The organism is Epilithonimonas zeae, from assembly GCF_023278365.1.
Lineage (GTDB): Bacteria > Bacteroidota > Bacteroidia > Flavobacteriales > Weeksellaceae > Epilithonimonas > Epilithonimonas zeae_A.
The window spans coordinates 1,558,546-1,576,315 of sequence record NZ_CP075338.1 but is presented as its reverse complement, the minus strand read 5'-3'; the positions used below and the strand labels follow the sequence as shown (position 1 = coordinate 1,576,315).

Annotated in this window: 22 protein-coding genes; 8 read left to right on the top strand and 14 right to left on the bottom strand. The window is 34.6% G+C overall.

Going from position 1 to position 17,770, the window contains the following annotated elements; translation table 11 throughout:
* Positions 1–82: 82 nt before the first annotated feature.
* From KI430_RS06945 to KI430_RS06910, 8 genes are read right to left on the bottom strand one after another with little or no spacing between them, the layout of a single operon-like run.
* A complete protein-coding gene (locus KI430_RS06945; RefSeq protein WP_248877524.1) occupies positions 83–889 on the bottom strand; it encodes a porin family protein in 807 nt (268 codons plus the stop codon).
* A 1-nt stretch (position 890) separates the two neighbouring features.
* A complete protein-coding gene (ubiE, locus tag KI430_RS06940; RefSeq protein WP_248877523.1) occupies positions 891–1,616 on the bottom strand; it encodes a bifunctional demethylmenaquinone methyltransferase/2-methoxy-6-polyprenyl-1,4-benzoquinol methylase UbiE in 726 nt (241 codons plus the stop codon).
* A 47-nt stretch (positions 1,617–1,663) separates the two neighbouring features.
* Entirely contained in the window at positions 1,664–2,236 is a 573-nt protein-coding gene (locus KI430_RS06935; protein WP_248877522.1) for a hypothetical protein, read from the bottom strand.
* A gap of 53 nt (positions 2,237–2,289) precedes the next feature.
* A complete protein-coding gene (ribD, locus tag KI430_RS06930) occupies positions 2,290–3,342 on the bottom strand; it encodes a bifunctional diaminohydroxyphosphoribosylaminopyrimidine deaminase/5-amino-6-(5-phosphoribosylamino)uracil reductase RibD (protein WP_248877521.1) in 1,053 nt (350 codons plus the stop codon).
* A gap of 24 nt (positions 3,343–3,366) precedes the next feature.
* Entirely contained in the window at positions 3,367–4,020 is a 654-nt protein-coding gene (locus tag KI430_RS06925) for a hypothetical protein (RefSeq protein ID WP_248877520.1), read from the bottom strand.
* Positions 4,021–4,058: 38 nt separating this feature from the next.
* Entirely contained in the window at positions 4,059–4,748 is a 690-nt protein-coding gene (locus KI430_RS06920) for a DUF6090 family protein (protein WP_248877519.1), read from the bottom strand.
* Between the two features lie 36 nt (positions 4,749–4,784).
* Positions 4,785–5,576 carry an NAD(+) synthase gene (nadE, locus tag KI430_RS06915; protein ID WP_248877518.1) on the bottom strand — a complete coding sequence of 264 codons (792 nt, stop codon included), beginning with the start codon at positions 5,574–5,576 and terminating at the stop codon, positions 4,785–4,787.
* 5 nt (positions 5,577–5,581) lie between these two features.
* Positions 5,582–6,112 carry a GNAT family N-acetyltransferase gene (locus tag KI430_RS06910; RefSeq protein ID WP_248877517.1) on the bottom strand — a complete coding sequence of 177 codons (531 nt, stop codon included), beginning with the start codon at positions 6,110–6,112 and terminating at the stop codon, positions 5,582–5,584.
* Between the two features lie 47 nt (positions 6,113–6,159).
* Between KI430_RS06910 and KI430_RS06905 the strand changes: the two genes are divergently transcribed.
* From KI430_RS06905 to pheA, 8 genes are all read left to right on the top strand, one after another.
* Entirely contained in the window at positions 6,160–7,143 is a 984-nt protein-coding gene (locus KI430_RS06905; RefSeq protein WP_248877516.1) for a gliding motility protein GldB, read from the top strand.
* A gap of 86 nt (positions 7,144–7,229) precedes the next feature.
* Positions 7,230–7,556, top strand: coding sequence for a gliding motility protein GldC (gldC, locus tag KI430_RS06900; protein WP_248877515.1), 327 nt, complete (start codon positions 7,230–7,232; stop codon positions 7,554–7,556).
* 83 nt (positions 7,557–7,639) lie between these two features.
* The gene (locus tag KI430_RS06895; protein WP_248877514.1) at positions 7,640–8,794 is read left to right on the top strand and encodes a cystathionine gamma-synthase; all 1,155 of its coding nucleotides are present in this window, start codon (positions 7,640–7,642) and stop codon (positions 8,792–8,794) included.
* A 72-nt stretch (positions 8,795–8,866) separates the two neighbouring features.
* Positions 8,867–9,364 (top strand): GNAT family N-acetyltransferase, encoded by a 498-nt coding sequence (locus KI430_RS06890; RefSeq protein WP_248877513.1) that lies wholly within the window; start codon positions 8,867–8,869, stop codon positions 9,362–9,364.
* Between the two features lie 5 nt (positions 9,365–9,369).
* Positions 9,370–10,440 carry an endonuclease/exonuclease/phosphatase family protein gene (locus KI430_RS06885; protein ID WP_248877512.1) on the top strand — a complete coding sequence of 357 codons (1,071 nt, stop codon included), beginning with the start codon at positions 9,370–9,372 and terminating at the stop codon, positions 10,438–10,440.
* A 135-nt stretch (positions 10,441–10,575) separates the two neighbouring features.
* Positions 10,576–11,019 carry a hypothetical protein gene (locus tag KI430_RS06880; protein ID WP_248877511.1) on the top strand — a complete coding sequence of 148 codons (444 nt, stop codon included), beginning with the start codon at positions 10,576–10,578 and terminating at the stop codon, positions 11,017–11,019.
* 59 nt (positions 11,020–11,078) lie between these two features.
* Positions 11,079–11,870, top strand: coding sequence for a DUF2490 domain-containing protein (locus KI430_RS06875; protein WP_248877510.1), 792 nt, complete (start codon positions 11,079–11,081; stop codon positions 11,868–11,870).
* Positions 11,871–12,071: 201 nt separating this feature from the next.
* Complete coding sequence (gene pheA / locus KI430_RS06870; protein ID WP_248877509.1) at positions 12,072–12,920, top strand: prephenate dehydratase; 849 nt, start codon at positions 12,072–12,074, stop codon at positions 12,918–12,920.
* Here the strand turns inward: pheA and KI430_RS06865 are convergent.
* From KI430_RS06865 to KI430_RS06840, 6 genes are all read right to left on the bottom strand, one after another.
* Positions 12,917–13,216: a type II toxin-antitoxin system RelE/ParE family toxin gene (locus KI430_RS06865; RefSeq protein WP_248877508.1), complete on the bottom strand. Its 300-nt coding sequence runs from the start codon at positions 13,214–13,216 to the stop codon at positions 12,917–12,919. The two genes, pheA and KI430_RS06865, sit on opposite strands and share 4 nt — an antisense overlap.
* Positions 13,209–13,457: a type II toxin-antitoxin system ParD family antitoxin gene (locus KI430_RS06860; protein ID WP_248877507.1), complete on the bottom strand. Its 249-nt coding sequence runs from the start codon at positions 13,455–13,457 to the stop codon at positions 13,209–13,211. Before KI430_RS06860 ends, KI430_RS06865 begins: the two co-directional genes overlap by 8 nt.
* A gap of 54 nt (positions 13,458–13,511) precedes the next feature.
* Positions 13,512–14,129 (bottom strand): hypothetical protein, encoded by a 618-nt coding sequence (locus KI430_RS06855; RefSeq protein WP_248877506.1) that lies wholly within the window; start codon positions 14,127–14,129, stop codon positions 13,512–13,514.
* A gap of 9 nt (positions 14,130–14,138) precedes the next feature.
* Positions 14,139–14,882, bottom strand: a complete 744-nt coding sequence (locus KI430_RS06850; RefSeq protein WP_248877505.1) for a hypothetical protein — start codon at positions 14,880–14,882, stop codon at positions 14,139–14,141.
* Positions 14,872–16,269, bottom strand: coding sequence for an APC family permease (locus KI430_RS06845; RefSeq protein ID WP_248877504.1), 1,398 nt, complete (start codon positions 16,267–16,269; stop codon positions 14,872–14,874). Before KI430_RS06845 ends, KI430_RS06850 begins: the two co-directional genes overlap by 11 nt.
* A gap of 148 nt (positions 16,270–16,417) precedes the next feature.
* Positions 16,418–17,686: a hypothetical protein gene (locus tag KI430_RS06840; protein WP_248877503.1), complete on the bottom strand. Its 1,269-nt coding sequence runs from the start codon at positions 17,684–17,686 to the stop codon at positions 16,418–16,420.
* Positions 17,687–17,770 lie beyond the last annotated feature (84 nt).

Genomic DNA, 17,770 nt, shown 5'->3' with positions numbered 1-17,770 from the left:
ACCGACCTGCTTGTCCCGAGGTAGTCGGGACAAAAGGGCACGCCCACAAAAAAAGCTTCCTGAAGAGAAAGCTTTGTAGATTTTATTCGAATTTCAGAACGAACATAAATGCTCTGGTTTGCATTGTGGAAATGGCAGGTGTCCAATAAGGCGGTGTGGTTGCTTTGTCCTGAACTAACTCGTTGTTCGTAAAGAATGTTCCTCTGATTGCTGGTGTCAGTTTGAATCTACTAAAATAAAACTGGATTCCTAACTCTGCTGACCAACCAAAATTGTGAGTAGTTGTACGAAAAGTATTCACACTGTTGTCGCCTTCGGAGGTTTCGTTGGACTGAAGGTTCATCAGATAATTGACACCAACTGCGGCGTAAGGACGTGAGTTGTACCAGCGGTCACCGTGGATTTCCAGCAAAATCGGAACATCTACATAAGTGGATTTTACAATTTTTTTCTGGTCAGTTTCTGTAAAATCTGCCAAAGGAGTAAACGGTGGGTTGTATGTGGTTCCACCATTGGTAATATCATTGATGTGATCGTATGTATTGAAGGTCAAATCTCTTTGTACGAAATGTAAACCTGGTTCTATACGAAGATCCAGATAATAATTAAGCCTCATTTTTCCAATCAATCCGGCGCCGAAACTGTAGGTTGATTTGGATTCAACCAGATTTTTGTTGCCATCCATCCCATATTTTCGGTTGAGAACCATTTTATAATCAAAATTATTACCAGCCAGATAAAATCCATAACTGAATTTTTCCAAATCCATTCCTTCTCTGTTTTCTTGTCTGTCTTTTGTTCTGAAAAGATTGTTGTAAGTCTGTGCCTGAAGGTTACTGCCCAGTATTATGGCAGATATTGATAATATTTTGATTAATCTTTGCTTCATCCTATTTTGTAGCTTTATAAATGGTGGCTATTCCTAAACTTAATTTTTTGTATTCTACTTTTTTGAAACCTGTATTCAGAAGAATGGTTTTCATTTTTTCTCCAAAAGGAAAAGCGTTTACAGAATCCGGAAGATAGGTGTAAGCTCTGTTGTCTTTGGAAACCAAACGCCCGATCGCAGGCAAAATGTTCTTGAAATAAAACATATAAAAAGGTCCTAAAAATCCTTCAACTTTTGAGAATTCTAAGATATAAATACTTTTGTTTTCTTTCACCACTCTTCTCAATTCTGATAATCCTTTTTCCAGATTTTCAAAATTTCTTACTCCAAATGCAACGGTAACGCCATCAAATTTATTGTCTTCAAAAGGAAGTTGTTCTGCATCGCCTTTCTGCATCGTGATTTTGCTGTCAAGATTTTGTTTCTTGATTTTTTCGATTCCAACGTTCAGCATTTGCTGAGAAAGATCCAAACCGACAACATTAGCATTAGTACCCTTTTGAACGGTAATCGCCAAATCTCCGGTTCCAGTCGCTACATCCAAAACCAATTGTGGCTGATCTTTTTTCAGCATATCCACCAACTTGTTTCTCCAAAGCACATCTATTTTCATGGATAAAACGTGATTCAAAAGATCATATTTTGGTGCAATATTGTCAAACATATCTTCTACTTGACTTTTCTTGCTGTTTTCGGAGTTATATGGTGTTACGTTGTTGTGTTCCATTTTTTATAAATGATAATTTGTAAATGATTGCTTAATTTCAAAATCACTTAAAATTTGTAATAGTTGTTGTAATAATTGATAAAATCCTGCTTTCTGAAAATCTTTGATCTGCTTTCGATTTTTGCGACGTTTTTGATAACGCGGTCATAATCTTCGTCCAAGTTGTAGTAGAAATCTTCGGAGTATAGCTTGTTTATTTTCTTAACATCGCCAAGATAAAGTTTCTTATCAATCTCCAAGCCTGGTTTTGTAGCCATCAAAGAATCTTTGTTCAAGCCGTAACCATAATATTGATTGTTGATATAATAATCTTTGTGTGTGATATTAAGAAGACCTCTTATTTTGTTAACCGCGAAGGCTGAATCGTAAAGCAATTGTTTGTTCTGATCAAAAACCTGAATCTTATTTTTCCCTTTATTAAGGTCAACTTTCAGATATTGTCCGGCAGACAATACCTTTTCTTCGCCGTTATTGACTTTGAAATAATAAGTTTCCGGCGTAGGATTGTCCACCAAATAATAATTCGGTTTTGCCAAAAACAAAAAGTAAACAGCAAAAGCAAAACCCATTGCCAATAAAGAAAAAATCAAACCTTTTGTAGATGCGCTCAGATTTTTCATAGAGTGATTCAAGCTGCGAATTTACGGATTTTTTCTGAGCTGTAATTCTGATATTAATCAAGACTTTGATTAACGAAAAATAAAACTTCTGTGTCTCTCAGGTTTTCTATTTTTTGAGGATTGAAATTGAATTCCGGAGCTTTGGTTCCGTTTTTCAGATTAAGATTTGGATTTTTGAAAATCAAAGCCTCATCCCAAAGATTTAGATTGATGAATTCCTGCAATGTAAATCTTCCACCTTCGATAATCACAGACTGAATTTGTAGTTCATATAATTTTTCTAAAATCTGATTAATAGAGTTTTGCCTTTCTATTTTAATGAATTTTAGATTTCTATCTTCTAAATCTTTAACCGAATTAAAAATAATTGTTTCCGCTTCGCCATTATAAATATTAGAATTTTCAAAAACATCGAGATTGAAATCAATCAGAATTCTAATAGGATTTCTTCCTTCGATTTCTCTTACCGTCAAGCTCGGATTGTCGTGAAACGCAGTGTTTTTGCCAACCAAAATGGCGTGTTCCTCACTTCTCATCTGATGAACCAATTGTTTTGACAAGGCATTGCTGATTTGGTAGGGTTTGAAATCTTTGTCCATAAATCCATCCGCAGATTGTGCCCACTTCAAAATAATGAATGGTCGTTTTCTCTCGTGATAAGTGAAAAATCGCTTATTCAGTTGTCTGCATTCATTTTCCAAAATGCTGGAAACCACTTTGATTCCAGCTTCAGTAATGATTTTTTTTCCTTTTCCATTCACTTTGTCGTGACTGTCCATTGCGCCAATGACCACTTTTTTGAAGCCTAATTCTTTGATTTTAAGAGCGCAAGGTGGCGTTTTTCCAAAATGAGCACAAGGTTCCAGTGAAACGTAAATGGTGGATTCCGGGATCAGATGTTGGTCTTCGTCTTTAATGGAATTAATTGCATTGATTTCTGCGTGTGGTTCGCCTGCTTTCTTGTGAAAGCCTTCGCCTATAATTCGGTCATTATATACGATTACCGAACCAACTAAAGGATTGGGATAGGTTTTTCCTAAAGCTTTTTCGGCTAATTCGATACATCGTTTGATGTAAAACTCATCATCATTTTTAGCTTCTGACATCTTAACTCTAACTTCTAATAAAATTTATTTCTTCGGTTCTACCGCAGTCGGTTTGTAAGTTACCATCGGAACTGCAGTCGTAATGATCGCTTCCATCAGTCGGCTTCTTTCTTTGGATAGAGCTTTGCTTGAGTATTTCAAATCGCCGGCAATTCTTTTTGAATAAGAAAAAATCACGAACGACTTTTTACCATTGGTATCAAAATTTTTGAATCGATCAATATTATATTCTGCGTAAGATTCGCCTTCTTGCGGAACAACCGTTACGAGGTAATCTACAATGATTTCCTTGCCATCCGGACTTTCTGTTACGCTCACAAAAGAATACTTATCCTGAGTTCTTTCCTTTCTTTTCTCAACATATTCCACTTTTTGTTTTACAGCCGTTTCGATATCAATTTCTTTATCGAAGTATGAAATGTTAATGAGTTCCTTATAATTTTTGAAATCATCATCTCTTAAAATATATTGCTGCTGCGCCCATGTCGCTGAGTTTTGCTTGCTCCAAGCCAGGAAATATTCATTGCCATTAAATGTCAACGGACCCGGAATGTTCAGGCGGTCGATAACTTCCGTTGGAACTGCAGCCGTAGTTTCTTCGGTTTTAGTTTCCTGAGCGTAAACCAGAGATGAAAAAGCCAAACCGATTGAGATAGCAAGTAGATTTCTTATTTTCATATATTTTAGATTTGTTGTTTGTACCTAATACTTTTAATTTATTTTTCAGAATCAATTTCCTTTAGGATTTGATTAATCTGATTTAATGCATTTTGATATTCATCGATCAAGCCTTTGCTATTATAACTCAAATTAGAATAATTAGACTGCATCCTTTGACTTTTATAAAAATCGGATAAATTAAGACTACCAGGATCAGCATCTTTTATTTTCAGTTGTTCAGAATTTATAAAATTAACTCTGAATGTCAGATTAGGTAAAGTTTGTTGATAATATGCTAAAATTTGGTTCTTTAAAGAATCGTTTTCTATTGTTCCAATTTTACCACTCGATTTGAAACCTTCATACCTTCCAACATTGAAAGCAGAGCCCAAAAGATAAAAATTTGAATGAGAACCTACCAAACTATCTGTTATAGGTATTTTTTGGTTTTTTAAAGAGAGAATAAATTTATAATCACTATCAAGACTTGACAATGTTTTTTTATTTTCTTCAATCAGTTTTGCATCCGCTTCCAGATCAGTTTTCAGTTCTTTTAGAAATTTGTTAGATTCTTTTTGCTCGTGTCTGTGCTCGCTCCAGCCGTGAAGCCAAATAGAAAGTGATACTGCAAAAACAATAATAAAGATTTCGACAATGATTTCTTTAATTTTTTCGTTGACTGTATGTTTTGGATTTTTTACAGTTTTATAAATTTTTCTGGAATGTTTGCTGATTTCTTCTTGCATAAACTATTGTTTTTGTAGTTGTCAAAAAATTAAATTCTATTTTAATTCTTGCGGAATCTCACAAACAGGAATTGGATTCATCTTATGTTGAGTCGCTCTGTTGAATCTCAGATAGATTTCCATCACTTCTTTCTCTCTTCCGCTAAAATCTTCTGCATTTTTTCCTGCGATCTGCTGTTCCATTGCCCATTCCAATTCCGGATAAGTGGCGCCAATTTGATCTTCATCTGTTCTTTCAACTTCCCAAAGTCCATCTGTAGGTTTTGCTACCTGAATGCTTTCAAGAATTCCTAATTCTTTTGCAATTTCGTAAACCTGAGTTTTATAAAGATCAGCAATAGGAGAGATGTCAACGCCACCGTCGCCATATTTTGTAAAAAATCCGACTCCGAAATCTTCCACTTTATTTCCCGTTCCGGTTACCAATAATCCGTTGATTTGACCATAATAATAAAGTGTTACCATTCTCAGTCTAGATCTTGTGTTGGCTTCTGCCAGATTTTTATTCGGCGAATCGTCTTTGTAACCTTCTGTTGTTTTTTCAAAACTTTCAAAAGTAGGCGTCAAATCAACCCGGAAACCTTCTACATTAGGATAATTAGCTTTCAGAAAATCTATGTGATCCTGAGCTCTGTCTACCTGATCAGCCTTTTGACGAATTGGCATTTCCAAAACCAAAGTTTGCAGTCCCGTTTTAGCTGCTAAAACTGAAACTACAGCGGAATCAATTCCTCCGGAAACGCCTACTACAAGACCTTTTGAGTTAGCTTTGGTTGCATAATCCTTTAACCAATTGACGATATGATCTATTACTTTTTGTGTCTGCATTGTCTTTATTTTCTATTATTTTTTTCTAATTCATACCAATTACAAATATCACCTTTATCAAGAAAAGTTCCTTTGTTTTCAAAACCTAATTTTGTGAGAATACGATTGGAAGATTCATTTCCAACATCAGCGTAAGCATAAATTTTATCAGCATTCAGTTGATTGAAGCCAAGATCTATTGAAGCTTTTGCTGATTCGGTTGCGTAACCTTTACTCCAGAATTCGGGAAGAAAACGATAGCCTAATTCATATACATTTTTAAAACCGTTCACTTCTTCTGTCAAAAGTTTAATTCCGCTCCAGCCGATAAACTGATTGCTTTCTTTTTCAATAACTGCTAATCTCCCTGTTCCGTTTTTTTCGTATTGATTCAGAATGTTATTAATCATTTTTGCGGATTCTTCCTTCTTCGTAATTGGTGAAACTCCAACATATTTCATCACTTCATGATTGCTGTCCAGTTGAAAAATATTATCGACGTCATCTATTGTTATCTTTCTTAGCGTTAATCTTTCTGTAAATATTGGGAGCTTCATCTATTAAAATTGTATTTTTGCTTTTCGAAAATCTTAATGTAAAAATAATGAAGTTTTTCCGATATATCACGATTTCTGCAGTTTTAGTTTTTGGATTGATTTCCTGTAAAAAAGAAAATAAAAACCAATGGAATGTCGAAATCAAAAATCCGGTCAAAAAAGTCGAGGTCACAGATCTATCCGGTGAGTTTTACAATTCATCGGTGAGTTTGGACGACTTCAAAGCAAAATATCCCTGGTTTCAAGGCTCAGTTCCGGATTCTGAATATGGTGAAAGAAGAAAAGATACAATGGAAGTTCGCATTTATAAAGAAGCGATTTCCAAGATTGATAAAACTAAATTAAATAAAGATTTAATTGATCTTTTTTCACGTATCAAAAACTATTTTCCGAATTTTATTCCACCTCATATTTACCTTTATTCATCGGTTATTGATCCTCAAAATGTAACGGATCCGATATTCCTGAGAGAAGATCAGAATATGCTTTTTGTTGATATCACAGGTTTTCTAGGAAATGGAAACAAGAACTACAAAGGTTTGGAATTATATTTTCAAAAATCGATGAATCCGGAAAATTTGGTTCCTAAAATTTCGGCATTTTTTGCAGCAAGATTGGTTCCTGTGCCTTTGGATCAACAGAAATTTTTGGATCAAATGGTTTATCAGGGAAAGATTCAGATTCTCCAAGACGCATTTTTACCTAATGTTCCGGATTATTTGAAAATCAATTATACCAAAGAACAATACGATTGGGCGGTTGCTAATGAAGCTAATATCTGGAATTATTTTGTAGAAAGCGATTTGTTGTTCAGTGCAGACCCAAATCTTTCCGAAAGATTCATCACACCTGGACCATTTTCAAAATTTTATACAGAAGTAGATAGAGAAAGCTCGCCACAAATTGCGATCTGGACAGGCTGGCAAATCTGTAAACATTATCTGAAAGCGCATCCTGAAGAAAAACTACAAGTATTTTTGAAAAAGAATGCAACAGAAATCTTCAATGGCTCTGATTATAGACCAAAGTAATTATTAGTTATGAATTATTAATTATGAGTTTCATTTTTAGAATCTCTTAATTTCTAAATATTAAAATTTTTATAAGAATAAAATCAATGAAAAAATCAAAAATAGTTATAGACGTTGAGCTAGACGATAATCACGTTCCGGAAAAAATGTTTTGGAAAGCCGAAGACGGAGGAATCAAAAGACAAGAAACCAAAGCAGCGATGATTTCCGTTTGGGACAGCAAAGCAATGGAGGCTTTGAGAATTGACCTTTGGACAAAAGATATGCCTGTTGACGAAATGAAAAGATTTTTCCACCAAATCTTAGTTTCCATCGGACATACTTACGAAAGAGCAACCAGTGAAGAAGATGTAGCACAATGGATAGGAGAAATGGCTGAGGAATTTGCGGTAAAGTCGGCGATAAAAATGTAATAATTGCTGGAAGTTGGAAGTTTGATGCTGGAAGCTTTTCATCCGTCTTCAGACTTCCATCTTCCAACTTAAAAATCAACAATATGAAATTCAATACAAAAGTTATACACGGTGGACAACACCACGAACCAGCAACTGGAGCGGTCAATGTTCCTGTTTTTTTAACATCAACATTTGCACAAAAAAGTCCGGGACAATTGCTTTCCGGCTACGAATATTCCAGAGGAGCAAACCCAACAAGACAAGCTCTGGAAGATTCTTTAGCGAGCATCGAAAACGGAGCGAGAGGTCTGGCTTTTGGTTCTGGTTTGGCTGCTATAGATTGTGTCCTGAAATTACTGAGTCCTGGCGATGAAGTGATTGCTGTAGACGACCTTTACGGCGGTTCTTACAGAATGTTCACAAGATTATTTGAGAAGTATCAGCTGAAATTCACTTTTATCGGTTTTGATAATGTTGAGGAATTGGAAAATGTAATTACTGATAAAACTAAATTAATCTGGCTAGAAACGCCAACCAATCCTTTGATGAAATTGGTAGATATTAAAATGGTTTCTGATGCTGTGAAAGGTAAAGATATTTTGGTAGCTGTTGATAATACATTTGCAACACCTTATATTCAGAAACCATTGGATTTGGGTGCAGATATTGTGATGCATTCCGCAACCAAATATTTGGGCGGACATTCTGATGTTATCGCCGGAGCTTTGATTGCGAAAGATGCGGAATTAGGAGAAAAATTACATTTCATCCAGTTTGCGAGTGGCGGAATTTTAGGACCTCACGATTCTTATTTGGTCTTGAGAGGGATCAAAACTTTGGCGCTTAGAATGCAAAGACATTCTGATAATGGTTTCGAAATCGCTAAATATCTTGAGAATCATTCTTTGGTAGAAAAAATTTTCTATCCGGGATTATCGTCTCATCCGCAATACGATCTGGCGACAAGACAAATGACAGAATTTGGTGGAATGGTTTCTTTCACATTCAAATCTGGGAAGAAAGAAGATGCGATTAAATTCTTAGAAAATATCAAAGTTTTCACTTTGGCAGAATCTTTGGGTGGAGTAGAATCATTAGCAAATCTTCCTGCAATGATGACGCACGCTTCAATCCCCGAAGACAAAAGAGCGGTTCTTGGAATCACTGATGATTTGGTGAGATTAAGCGTTGGAATCGAAGATGCAGAGGATCTGATTGCCGATTTGGAACAAGCATTTAACTCAATAAATGATTAATGATAAATGATTATTGATTGAGAATATGATAAAATCATTTATCAATCATTATTCATCAACTATAATAAAAGTATGACTTTTCGTGATGCAACGTTAGAGGATCTTTCTAAGATTGTGGAAATTTATAATTCTACGGTTGCATCACGCCTGGTCACTGCTGATTTGGAGCCTGTTTCTATCGAGAGCAAACTCGCTTGGTTTCATCAGCATAATTCAGAATTTCGTCCGCTTTGGATGGTCGAGGACTCTCAAAAAAATACCATTGGCTGGGTTAGTTTTCAGGATTTTTACGGAAGACCGGCTTATCAGAAAACAGCTGAAATCAGTATATATCTTTCTGAGCAATCTCGTGGAAAAGGCTACGGAAAGCAGATTCTGGAATCTTGTATCGAAAAAGCGCCAAATCTCGGAATCGAAAATCTTCTCGCATTTATCTTTGCTCATAATCTTCCAAGTTTGACTTTATTCGAAAAATTTGGTTTTGAATTGTGGGCGAATCTTAAAAATATTGCTGAACTCGACGGGGAAAAAAGAAGTTTAATTATTCTTGGAAAAAATATTAAGAATTAGCCTAAATGGAAAATATCACACACTGTTTGTATTGGATTATTTCCGTTTTAGCGATTCTGTCGGTGCTGATTCCGGCTATCAGAAACACTTACTGGGCTTTTCGCGTTTTTGATTATCCACGTTTTCAGAAATTTGTTATTCTTTTAATTCTCATTTTCGCTTGGTTTTTCGCCTTCGAAAATCCAAATATTTATGAGCAGATTATTCTAGCTGTTGAGATTATTTGTGCCGGCTATTTGTTTTACATCATCCTTCCTTACACAGATTTTGGGAAGACGATGATTGATAAAACGCAACCAAATCCTAGTGAGAAAGTTCTCGATATTCTCGTTTGTAACGTTTACCAGCATAACAGAAATTATCAGAAATTAATTGATTTGGTTAAAGAACAAAATCCATCGGTCTTGTTTTTTCTGGAAACCGATGAAGAATGGCAAAATGCCTTAAAAACGGTTACAAAACATTACGAATACAAAATTGAAGTTCCTTTAGCTAACACTTACGGACTCTTATTTTACAGTCATTTTCCGGTTAAAAATTACGAAGTCAATTATTTGATTGATGATGATATTCCGTCAATTGTAGCGGATTTGGAATATAATAATCAGACAGTCAGATTATTTGGAATTCATCCGACACCGCCGGTTCCACAGGAAAATCCTGAAAGTACGGAACGTGATGCGGAGATTCTTTTGGTTGGAGAAAAAGCGAGAAATTACGGTAAACCTTCCATTGTTTTTGGAGATTTGAATGATGTCGCCTGGTCCAGAACGACTAAGTTATTTCTAAAATCCAGTGGAATGCTTGACCCTCGGCGTGGACGGGGAATGTTCAATACATTTCACGTCAAATATTGGTTTTTGCGTTGGCCTCTTGACCATTTTTTCGTAAGCCCGCATTTTCGATTGGTCGATATGAAAGTAATGAAATCTGTAGATTCTGATCATTTTCCGATTTGGATTTCGTTGGTTGTAAGGAATGAAGATAAAGAAGACCAATTCGAGATTTCTAACGATGAACAGGAAGAGGTTTTTGAAAAAATTGAAGAAGGCATCGAAAAGGGCGACGCTAATTAGACTTTGTTAAAATAAAATTTCACCCAGATTTCGCAAATTGGGCAGATTTTTTGATGATTTGCTAAATCTAAAAAATCTGCGAGAAATAATTTTAATTTTGCTGATTCTTTAATTTTAAAATTAAATCGAATTTTTATGAAAAAACTGATTCTTGCTTTCACAGTTTTCTTTTGTTTCCAACTTTCATTTGCTCAGAAATCTGAAGTGAGCCCAATTTATATTGTTGATAATGTAATTGTTTCTAATGTGTTGCTTCATAGTTTCAATCCGGAAGACATCGAAAGTGTTCAGGTTTACAAATCGCCATCTTCGCAAATCGAACAATACGACGACCTTGTGAAAAATGGTTTGATTAATATCATCATGAAAAAGCCTCTGAATCTCGAAAAAGTAACTGTTTCCGAAGCCAAGAAAAGATTGAATCTTACTTCAGAATCCAGATTTTTTCTGAATGATATCGAAGTTCACAACGATTCGATTCTGATTGCGGAAGACCTTTTGAAACGGGCCAGAATTCTGCAGCCTGACAGGAATTTCAATAATTATAAGGTTCCGGCGATCAGCATAGAAACTAATTAAAGTCATTTGCTTTTGCCTTTCTGAATCCCTATTTTTGCTGAAATCGATAATATTTCAATATGGTTTTCACTAAAGCAAAATTATTCTTTAGCGCATTATTTCTGGTTTTAATTTCAAATTTTTTTTCTGGACAAAACCGAATCAGCAATCATAATAATATTGGCTGGTACGCTTACAATGGAACATTTAAATTAGATTCAAAATTCTCCATCCACACTGAATATCAGTGGCGAAGAAATGATTATATCACGACTTGGCAGCAGAGTCTTTTGCGTTTGGGAATCAATTATCAGGCAAATCCGAACTTGCAATTGCGCTTTGGTTACGCTTGGGCAGAGACTTTTCCTTACGGTGAAATCCCGATTAACGGAATGGGGAAAGATTTTACGGAACACAGGATTTACGAAATGGCAACTGTGATCGACAAGATTGGGAAAATCGATTTGTCGCATCGTTTTATGTTGGAACAGCGCTGGGTTGGGCGATATTCTAATGCCAATCTCACTTCGGAAGACCAATATCCATTTATGAACCGAGCGCGGTATATGATTCGTTTGCAAATGCCTTTAAAAGGAAATTCAATTGCGGATAAAACGCCTTATGTTGCGGTTTATGATGAGGTGATGATTGGCTTCGGGAAAAATGTTGGCGAGAATATTTTTGACCAAAACAGAATCGGAGTTTTGTTAGGCTATAAATTTAATGATTTGGTAAGAGTAGAAGGCGGTTATCTGAATCAAATTGTTCAATTGGGAAGGGAAGTGGAAGGTAAAAATGTATTCCAATACAACAATGGTTTTATCGTAAGCGCCAACTTTAATTTTGATTTCTCTAAGAAAACGCTTGATTAGGTTAACCACAAAAGTCACAAAAGTTTAAGTTGTTTAAAGGCTTCGACTCAGTTCAGCCTGACACTGTTAATAATTATAGTTTAGTATTTAGAATTGTCATCCTGAGCGGAGTCGAAGGATTTTATGGTTATTTTTAGCTTAAAGAGCAACTAACTTTTCTTTTGTGTCTTTTGTGGTTCAAAAATTCTTTAATTTCGCAGTATGAAAATAGCATTCCTAGGACCTGAAGCCTCTTTTACGCAGTTGACCGCAACTCAATTATTCCCAAACGAAGAATTGATTCCGAAAGCTAATATTTTAGACTGTTTTCTGGCAGTTCAGAATAATGAAGTGGATAAAGCGGTTGTGCCGTTGGAAAACTCGATAGAAGGAACGGTTTCTATGACTTTGGATTATCTTTATCAGACGCCGGAAATCAAGATTGAAGCAGAAGCAGTAATGCCAATTGCGCATCATCTGATGATTCATCCAAGTCAAGAAAATGATACTGCAATTGAAAAAATCTATTCTCATCCGCAGGCGCTTGCGCAGAGTTTTCATTTCCTGAATGACAAATATCCCGACGTTCCTAAACAAGATTTTGCATCAACTGCAGCAGCAGCAAAACGTGTTTCCGAAAATCCTGACAGGAAAATTGCAGCAGTCGCCAACAAATTTGCGGCAAATCTGTACGGCTTAAAAGTCATCCACGAAAATATTCACGATGTGGAGGAAAATCACACCCGGTTTATTGTAATTTCTAAAACCGAGAATTCATATGAAAATAAAATGCAAAGTATCGGAAAAAAAACAGCGCTTCTGATTACTTTACCACAAGATCACGCCGGAGGGTTGCATCAGGTTTTATCGGTTTTTGCGTGGCGAAATATGAACCTTAGCAAAATCGAATCCCGAACTTTGAAAACTAAATTGGGGAATTATTTCTTTTTTGTAACCGTTGTTGGCGATTGGAACAATGTTCTTTATGTCAATTCGATTGATGAGTTAAGAGCGATTGGTGCAGAGGTTAAGTTTTTGGGGAATTATAAGGAGTTTTTGTTGGAATCTTAATCTTTTATTCTTGATTTTAAATCCATATTAGCGCCAATAATTCTTGTAATTTCTATTTCATTGACATTCAAAATTCTGTAAAAGATAATATGCCAATTGGCAAGAAATCCGAAAATGTCAGAAGCAATTTCGCTATAATTTTTACCAATAGTCGGATTTTCTGAAAGCATTTGACAGAATCTGATTAGTTCTTCATAATATTTATCAGCTTGGTTTTCTGACCAAGATTGAAAAGTATATTCATAAATATTTGAAAGGTCTTCAATAGCTTTGTTTGCGAAGAAATATTTAGCCATTTTTCATTTTGGCTTTTAAAGATGCAAGATGATTTTCTGGTTCAAAATCTTTTGCAATCCCACTTTTGATGCCTTCTTGAACAGCGTTTTTAAGAAATTGTAATTTATTTTCCTCCTCTTCCAAAAGTCTCAATCCGGCACGAATCACTTCACTTGCATTCTTGAATCTTCCTTGTGAAATTTTGTCGTCTACAAAATCTTCAAAATGATTTCCTAAAGAAACAGATGTATTTCGTCCCATTTTAATTCTATTAAGCAAATCAAAGTTACCAAATTTTGGTAACAATTTAAAAAATTATTTTTGGGCTAATTCTCTTTGAATATTTTCTCTTGCTTTTTCTTCATATTTTGCTTTGAAATAATCTGTTTTGAAAATTTCTTCGAACTCAAGAAAATGAGTCAATACTTTTTTGCGTCCTGGCTTATACATAAAGTCCAGGTAGATTGAATATTCTTTTCTGATTTGCTGAGTGTAATTTTCATAGATTTTCCAATCTTGACCTAGAATTGCTAAGTCTGCATCAAGCAGAAAATTGGTGTCAGAATCTTCACTTCTTTTGTGAGATTTTGTGGCAAAAATTTGATTGTGAATTCTAATTATTTTATCATTCGGAATATTCAGTTTTTCGAGTCTGGTTTTTGCTAATTCTGCACTTTTTTCTTCGTTGTCTTTTGATGTTGCTTTGTAAATAATGTCGTGATAGAAAATGGAGAAAAGTATAGAACCATAATCTGCAATTTTATCTTTTACCTCTTCCAATTCGAGAATCATATTTTCAAGATGAATGAGATTGTGATATTGTCTGCTTTTTTGAGAATAAGATTGTTCTATTTCTTTCCAATAATCGGTTTTTAATATTTCATTATCGGAATATTTTGAGATTAAATCTGAGAAAATGGAATTTAAATTCATCGACATTATTTAAGAATTAAAATCTAAAAATAATAGATATTCTGAATTAGGACTCTTGTTAAAAAGATACTTGGCTTTAATATTCTTCTTTATTAAAGTTAAAATTTTTCTCTCATTAAGACCTGTTTTTTTAATAGAGTTTATTTCAATAATATTATTTTCAGAGTCTAATTTAATTTTATAAACTCCAAATTTGTTTTTTAATTTTTGTCCAAAAGTAGATTTGAATTCGTTTGTTAGAACATTGTTTAGTTCATCAAGTTTTACAGAACTGTCGTAATAGTTTATGAATTTAAAATCTTTAAAAATCAAATTATTTTTTTCTAAATAGCTGAATTGTTTACTGTAGTTATCTATTGTTTTTAAATCATTGGTATTAATTTGAAACATGCTACTACAAAGAGAAACTGTATATTCTCCATTGCTATTTTTATTTAATAAAATTAAATATTTTTTTCCTGGTTCAACAAGCGTTTCACAAGCACCGGAGTTTATATTTTTAGAATTTCCAATAACATTTAATTCCTTAAATTTTTGACCTTTAAATATTTTATCAAAATGAATTTTTGCTTTATAAGTTCTGAAACCAAATGTTCTATTTTCCCATATTGTATCTCCGTATGTAGAATCAATCGTAATAATTCCAACAATATCCGAATCTAAATAATTCTGAGCTATAGCATCTTCGGCGCAAGAACAAGCGAGGATTTTTACAGATAAGAAAATTAATATCAATAAAAATTTAATCTTCATTAGTATTCATACTTTTCTTATTAATAAAAAAATAAACCGGCAGTCCAAGCAAAATCAATCCCAATCCAGGCCAAGTATATTGAGGTTTATAAATGAACAACAGAATACAAAATCCGGTTCCAATCAAAAGATAAAGAATCGGCGTGAAAGGATAAAGAAATGTTTTGTAACCTCTTTCCATCTCAGGTTTTTTAATTCTAAGATAGATTACGCCAAAAACGGTTATCATATAAAACAAAACAATCACAAACGAAATCATATCTAGCAAATCACCGTATTGTCCGCTCAGACAAAGCAAACTCGCCCAAATCCCTTGCATCCAAAGTGATTTCGCAGGAACGCCGTTTTTATTATTTTCAACTGCAGATTTTAGAAACAATCCGTCTTTTGCCATTGTCTGAAAAACTCTTGCTCCTGCTAAAACAATTCCGTTCACACAACCAAAAGTCGAAATCATCACAAGAACTGCAATGATTATTGTTCCAGCATTTCCGAACATTTTTTCGGCAGCAGCAACGGCAACACGGTCATTCGCTGCAAAAGCAATGGAATCTCTGTCGAGTGCGTTGAGATAAACAAAATTCACTAAAAGATAAAGAATCATCACGGCAGAAGTTCCCAAAATCATTGCTTTCACCACGTTCTTTTTCGGATTTTCGATTTCTCCGGAAATGAAAGTCACATTTTCCCAAGCCACAGAACTGAAAACAGAACCAACCATTGCTGCGGCAATTCCGCCAAGAATAGTTGCTCCGGAAATACTTTTCCATTCGGTTTGTTTCAGATTTTGGAAAGCTTCCCAGCCAAAGCTCATATTAGAACTCCAATTGGATTGAGAAATCAGGACGAAACCAAGAACAATCAAACCAAGAAGTGCGATGATTTTGGATGAAGTAAAAACGTTTTGGAGAATTTTTCCACTTTGAACACCTTTAGTATTCACAAACGTGAGGAACAGAATGACGACAATCGCCAGAATCTGAATCCACGTGATTTTAAAATCACCGTTTTGGAAAATCGGTGCTGCGTCATTGAGACTTGGAATCAAATAAGCTGTGAACTTTCCAAACGCAACAGCAACCGCCGCAATTGTTCCGGTTTGGATGACAGTGAACATTCCCCAGCCATAGAGAAACCCCATCAGTTTTCCAAAAATCTCTGTGATGTAAGTATATTGTCCGCCAGCTTTTGGGAACATTGCTGATAATTCACCGTAGCTTATGGCTGCTGCGATGGTCATTAATGTTGTAATTAGCCAAACAACAATTAGCCAATAGCCAGAACCAAGATTCCGCATGATGTCTGCGCTCACGATAAAAATTCCGCTTCCTATCATCGAGCCCATCACGATCATCACAGCGTCCCAAAGTTTGAGTTTCTTTTCCATAGTCTTTATTAATAATCAAATATATAAAAACATCTTATTGGTAAAAGATGATTATTGCAAAATCATTTAGAATAAAATAGATTCGTTATCGAAAAAAAACAATCATTTTAATTTTTTAGCTGATTATATAATTTTTCTTACTTTCAAATCACTTCTTTATTTTCCGCTGTATTGTAACGCCGGTAATGGCATTGTAACCATCATACATCAAGACTTTTCCTTCACATTGATTATTCATATAGCTGATGGTTTTTGATTGAATTTTTCCGTTCATTGTATTGATGAAGGTTTCTCTGCCATCAATAATCGAGCTTGTATTTTCAGAAATGTAGCTTTCGTCGGAAGGAATTACTTTCATTTTTGAAAAACGCTTTTGTTCCTTTCCTTCGTATTCGAAAATATTAGTGCTTAGCTTTTTTCCGGAAGAATAGTATTCTTCTTTAACCATTCTTCCAAAGTTGTCGTAAAAGAAATTTTGCTCAGATTCTGTTTGGTTTCTTGCATCAAAGCTTATCTTTTTTGAGATTTGAAATTTGTCATTCAAAAGATATTCATCGCGGGACAGACTTTTGTTGTATCGACTGATAATACGGTCCGGAAGATATTTGAACTCAATTTTACCATCAGCTTCCTTGTTGGAATAATAAACCATAGAATCCAATAATCCTAAAGAACTGAAATGTCGTTTTTGACCGGAAACCTCACCATTTCTAACATATTCATCACTTGTGATTTTTCCGTTGGCATACGTGACGGATGATGCGTAACTCAGTTTTGTTTGTTTAAGGTCTGTGAAAGTTTCTGTGAAAATAGTCCCGTCGCAATTGTTAGAATTAAAACCAAAAATTGCCGGAGAATAATAACGTTTCAGGTTGTATGTAATTGCAGATGCGTATTGTTTATCAGGTACAAAACTGATTGTCCACAAAGAGTCTACAATAGTTTTTGTTGTTTTAGTATCAGCTTTTATGGTTTGTTTTAAAATGTTTTTTTCTTTCAAATCTTCAGCAAAATATTGCTTGGTTAATGGCAAATATTTCTCGGAATCGTATTCTATAAAGGGTTTCTGCAAACCGTCGAAAAGAATCATCGCAGTTCTTTTGGGCATTTTATTGACATCCACAAGCCACGTTTTCTTTCCTCTTGTGAATTTAAAAGTTTTGGCATTTGTTCTTCCAACCATCATTTTATCAGTGATTTCTCCAAACATACTGTAGATTTCGTTGGCCGTTTTGGTGTGAGTTTTTATTTTTTCTTCATCATCATCGATTTTTTCATTTTCCACAAAAAATAATGCTTTGGACGGCGATGTGATACCGAAATCTGATTTTTCACCATTCATCGGATTTCTGATAATGTTTTGTGAACAGGAAATCAAAAAAATGCTTGCGAACAATAAGAACAATTGCTTTTTCATCTGATTTGTTTTTGTTTCAAATATAATCATTGTCTCTGGTTTTCTATGACTTAGACTAGGTTTTTAAATGTTTTATATTGATTA

Bases quoted from the DNA above. Each gene is read 5' to 3' on its own strand.
- KI430_RS06885 (WP_248877512.1), top strand. From the start codon at position 9,370: ATGGAAAATATCACACACTGTTTGTATTGGATTATTTCCGTTTTAGCG.
- KI430_RS06875 (WP_248877510.1), top strand. From the start codon at position 11,079: ATGGTTTTCACTAAAGCAAAATTATTCTTTAGCGCATTATTTCTGGTT.
- nadE (WP_248877518.1), bottom strand. From the start codon at position 5,576: ATGCAGACACAAAAAGTAATAGATCATATCGTCAATTGGTTAAAGGAT.
- KI430_RS06850 (WP_248877505.1), bottom strand. From the start codon at position 14,882: ATGAAGATTAAATTTTTATTGATATTAATTTTCTTATCTGTAAAAATC.
- KI430_RS06890 (WP_248877513.1), top strand. From the start codon at position 8,867: ATGACTTTTCGTGATGCAACGTTAGAGGATCTTTCTAAGATTGTGGAA.
- gldC (WP_248877515.1), top strand. From the start codon at position 7,230: ATGAAAAAATCAAAAATAGTTATAGACGTTGAGCTAGACGATAATCAC.
- ubiE (WP_248877523.1), bottom strand. From the start codon at position 1,616: ATGGAACACAACAACGTAACACCATATAACTCCGAAAACAGCAAGAAA.
- KI430_RS06845 (WP_248877504.1), bottom strand. From the start codon at position 16,269: ATGGAAAAGAAACTCAAACTTTGGGACGCTGTGATGATCGTGATGGGC.
- KI430_RS06840 (WP_248877503.1), bottom strand. From the start codon at position 17,686: ATGAAAAAGCAATTGTTCTTATTGTTCGCAAGCATTTTTTTGATTTCC.
- KI430_RS06925 (WP_248877520.1), bottom strand. From the start codon at position 4,020: ATGAAAATAAGAAATCTACTTGCTATCTCAATCGGTTTGGCTTTTTCA.
- KI430_RS06855 (WP_248877506.1), bottom strand. From the start codon at position 14,129: ATGAATTTAAATTCCATTTTCTCAGATTTAATCTCAAAATATTCCGAT.
- KI430_RS06905 (WP_248877516.1), top strand. From the start codon at position 6,160: ATGAAGTTTTTCCGATATATCACGATTTCTGCAGTTTTAGTTTTTGGA.
- KI430_RS06935 (WP_248877522.1), bottom strand. From the start codon at position 2,236: ATGAAAAATCTGAGCGCATCTACAAAAGGTTTGATTTTTTCTTTATTG.
- KI430_RS06865 (WP_248877508.1), bottom strand. From the start codon at position 13,216: ATGGCTAAATATTTCTTCGCAAACAAAGCTATTGAAGACCTTTCAAAT.
- KI430_RS06920 (WP_248877519.1), bottom strand. From the start codon at position 4,748: ATGCAAGAAGAAATCAGCAAACATTCCAGAAAAATTTATAAAACTGTA.
- KI430_RS06895 (WP_248877514.1), top strand. From the start codon at position 7,640: ATGAAATTCAATACAAAAGTTATACACGGTGGACAACACCACGAACCA.
- KI430_RS06945 (WP_248877524.1), bottom strand. From the start codon at position 889: ATGAAGCAAAGATTAATCAAAATATTATCAATATCTGCCATAATACTG.
- KI430_RS06910 (WP_248877517.1), bottom strand. From the start codon at position 6,112: ATGAAGCTCCCAATATTTACAGAAAGATTAACGCTAAGAAAGATAACA.
- pheA (WP_248877509.1), top strand. From the start codon at position 12,072: ATGAAAATAGCATTCCTAGGACCTGAAGCCTCTTTTACGCAGTTGACC.
- KI430_RS06880 (WP_248877511.1), top strand. From the start codon at position 10,576: ATGAAAAAACTGATTCTTGCTTTCACAGTTTTCTTTTGTTTCCAACTT.
- KI430_RS06860 (WP_248877507.1), bottom strand. From the start codon at position 13,457: ATGGGACGAAATACATCTGTTTCTTTAGGAAATCATTTTGAAGATTTT.
- ribD (WP_248877521.1), bottom strand. From the start codon at position 3,342: ATGTCAGAAGCTAAAAATGATGATGAGTTTTACATCAAACGATGTATC.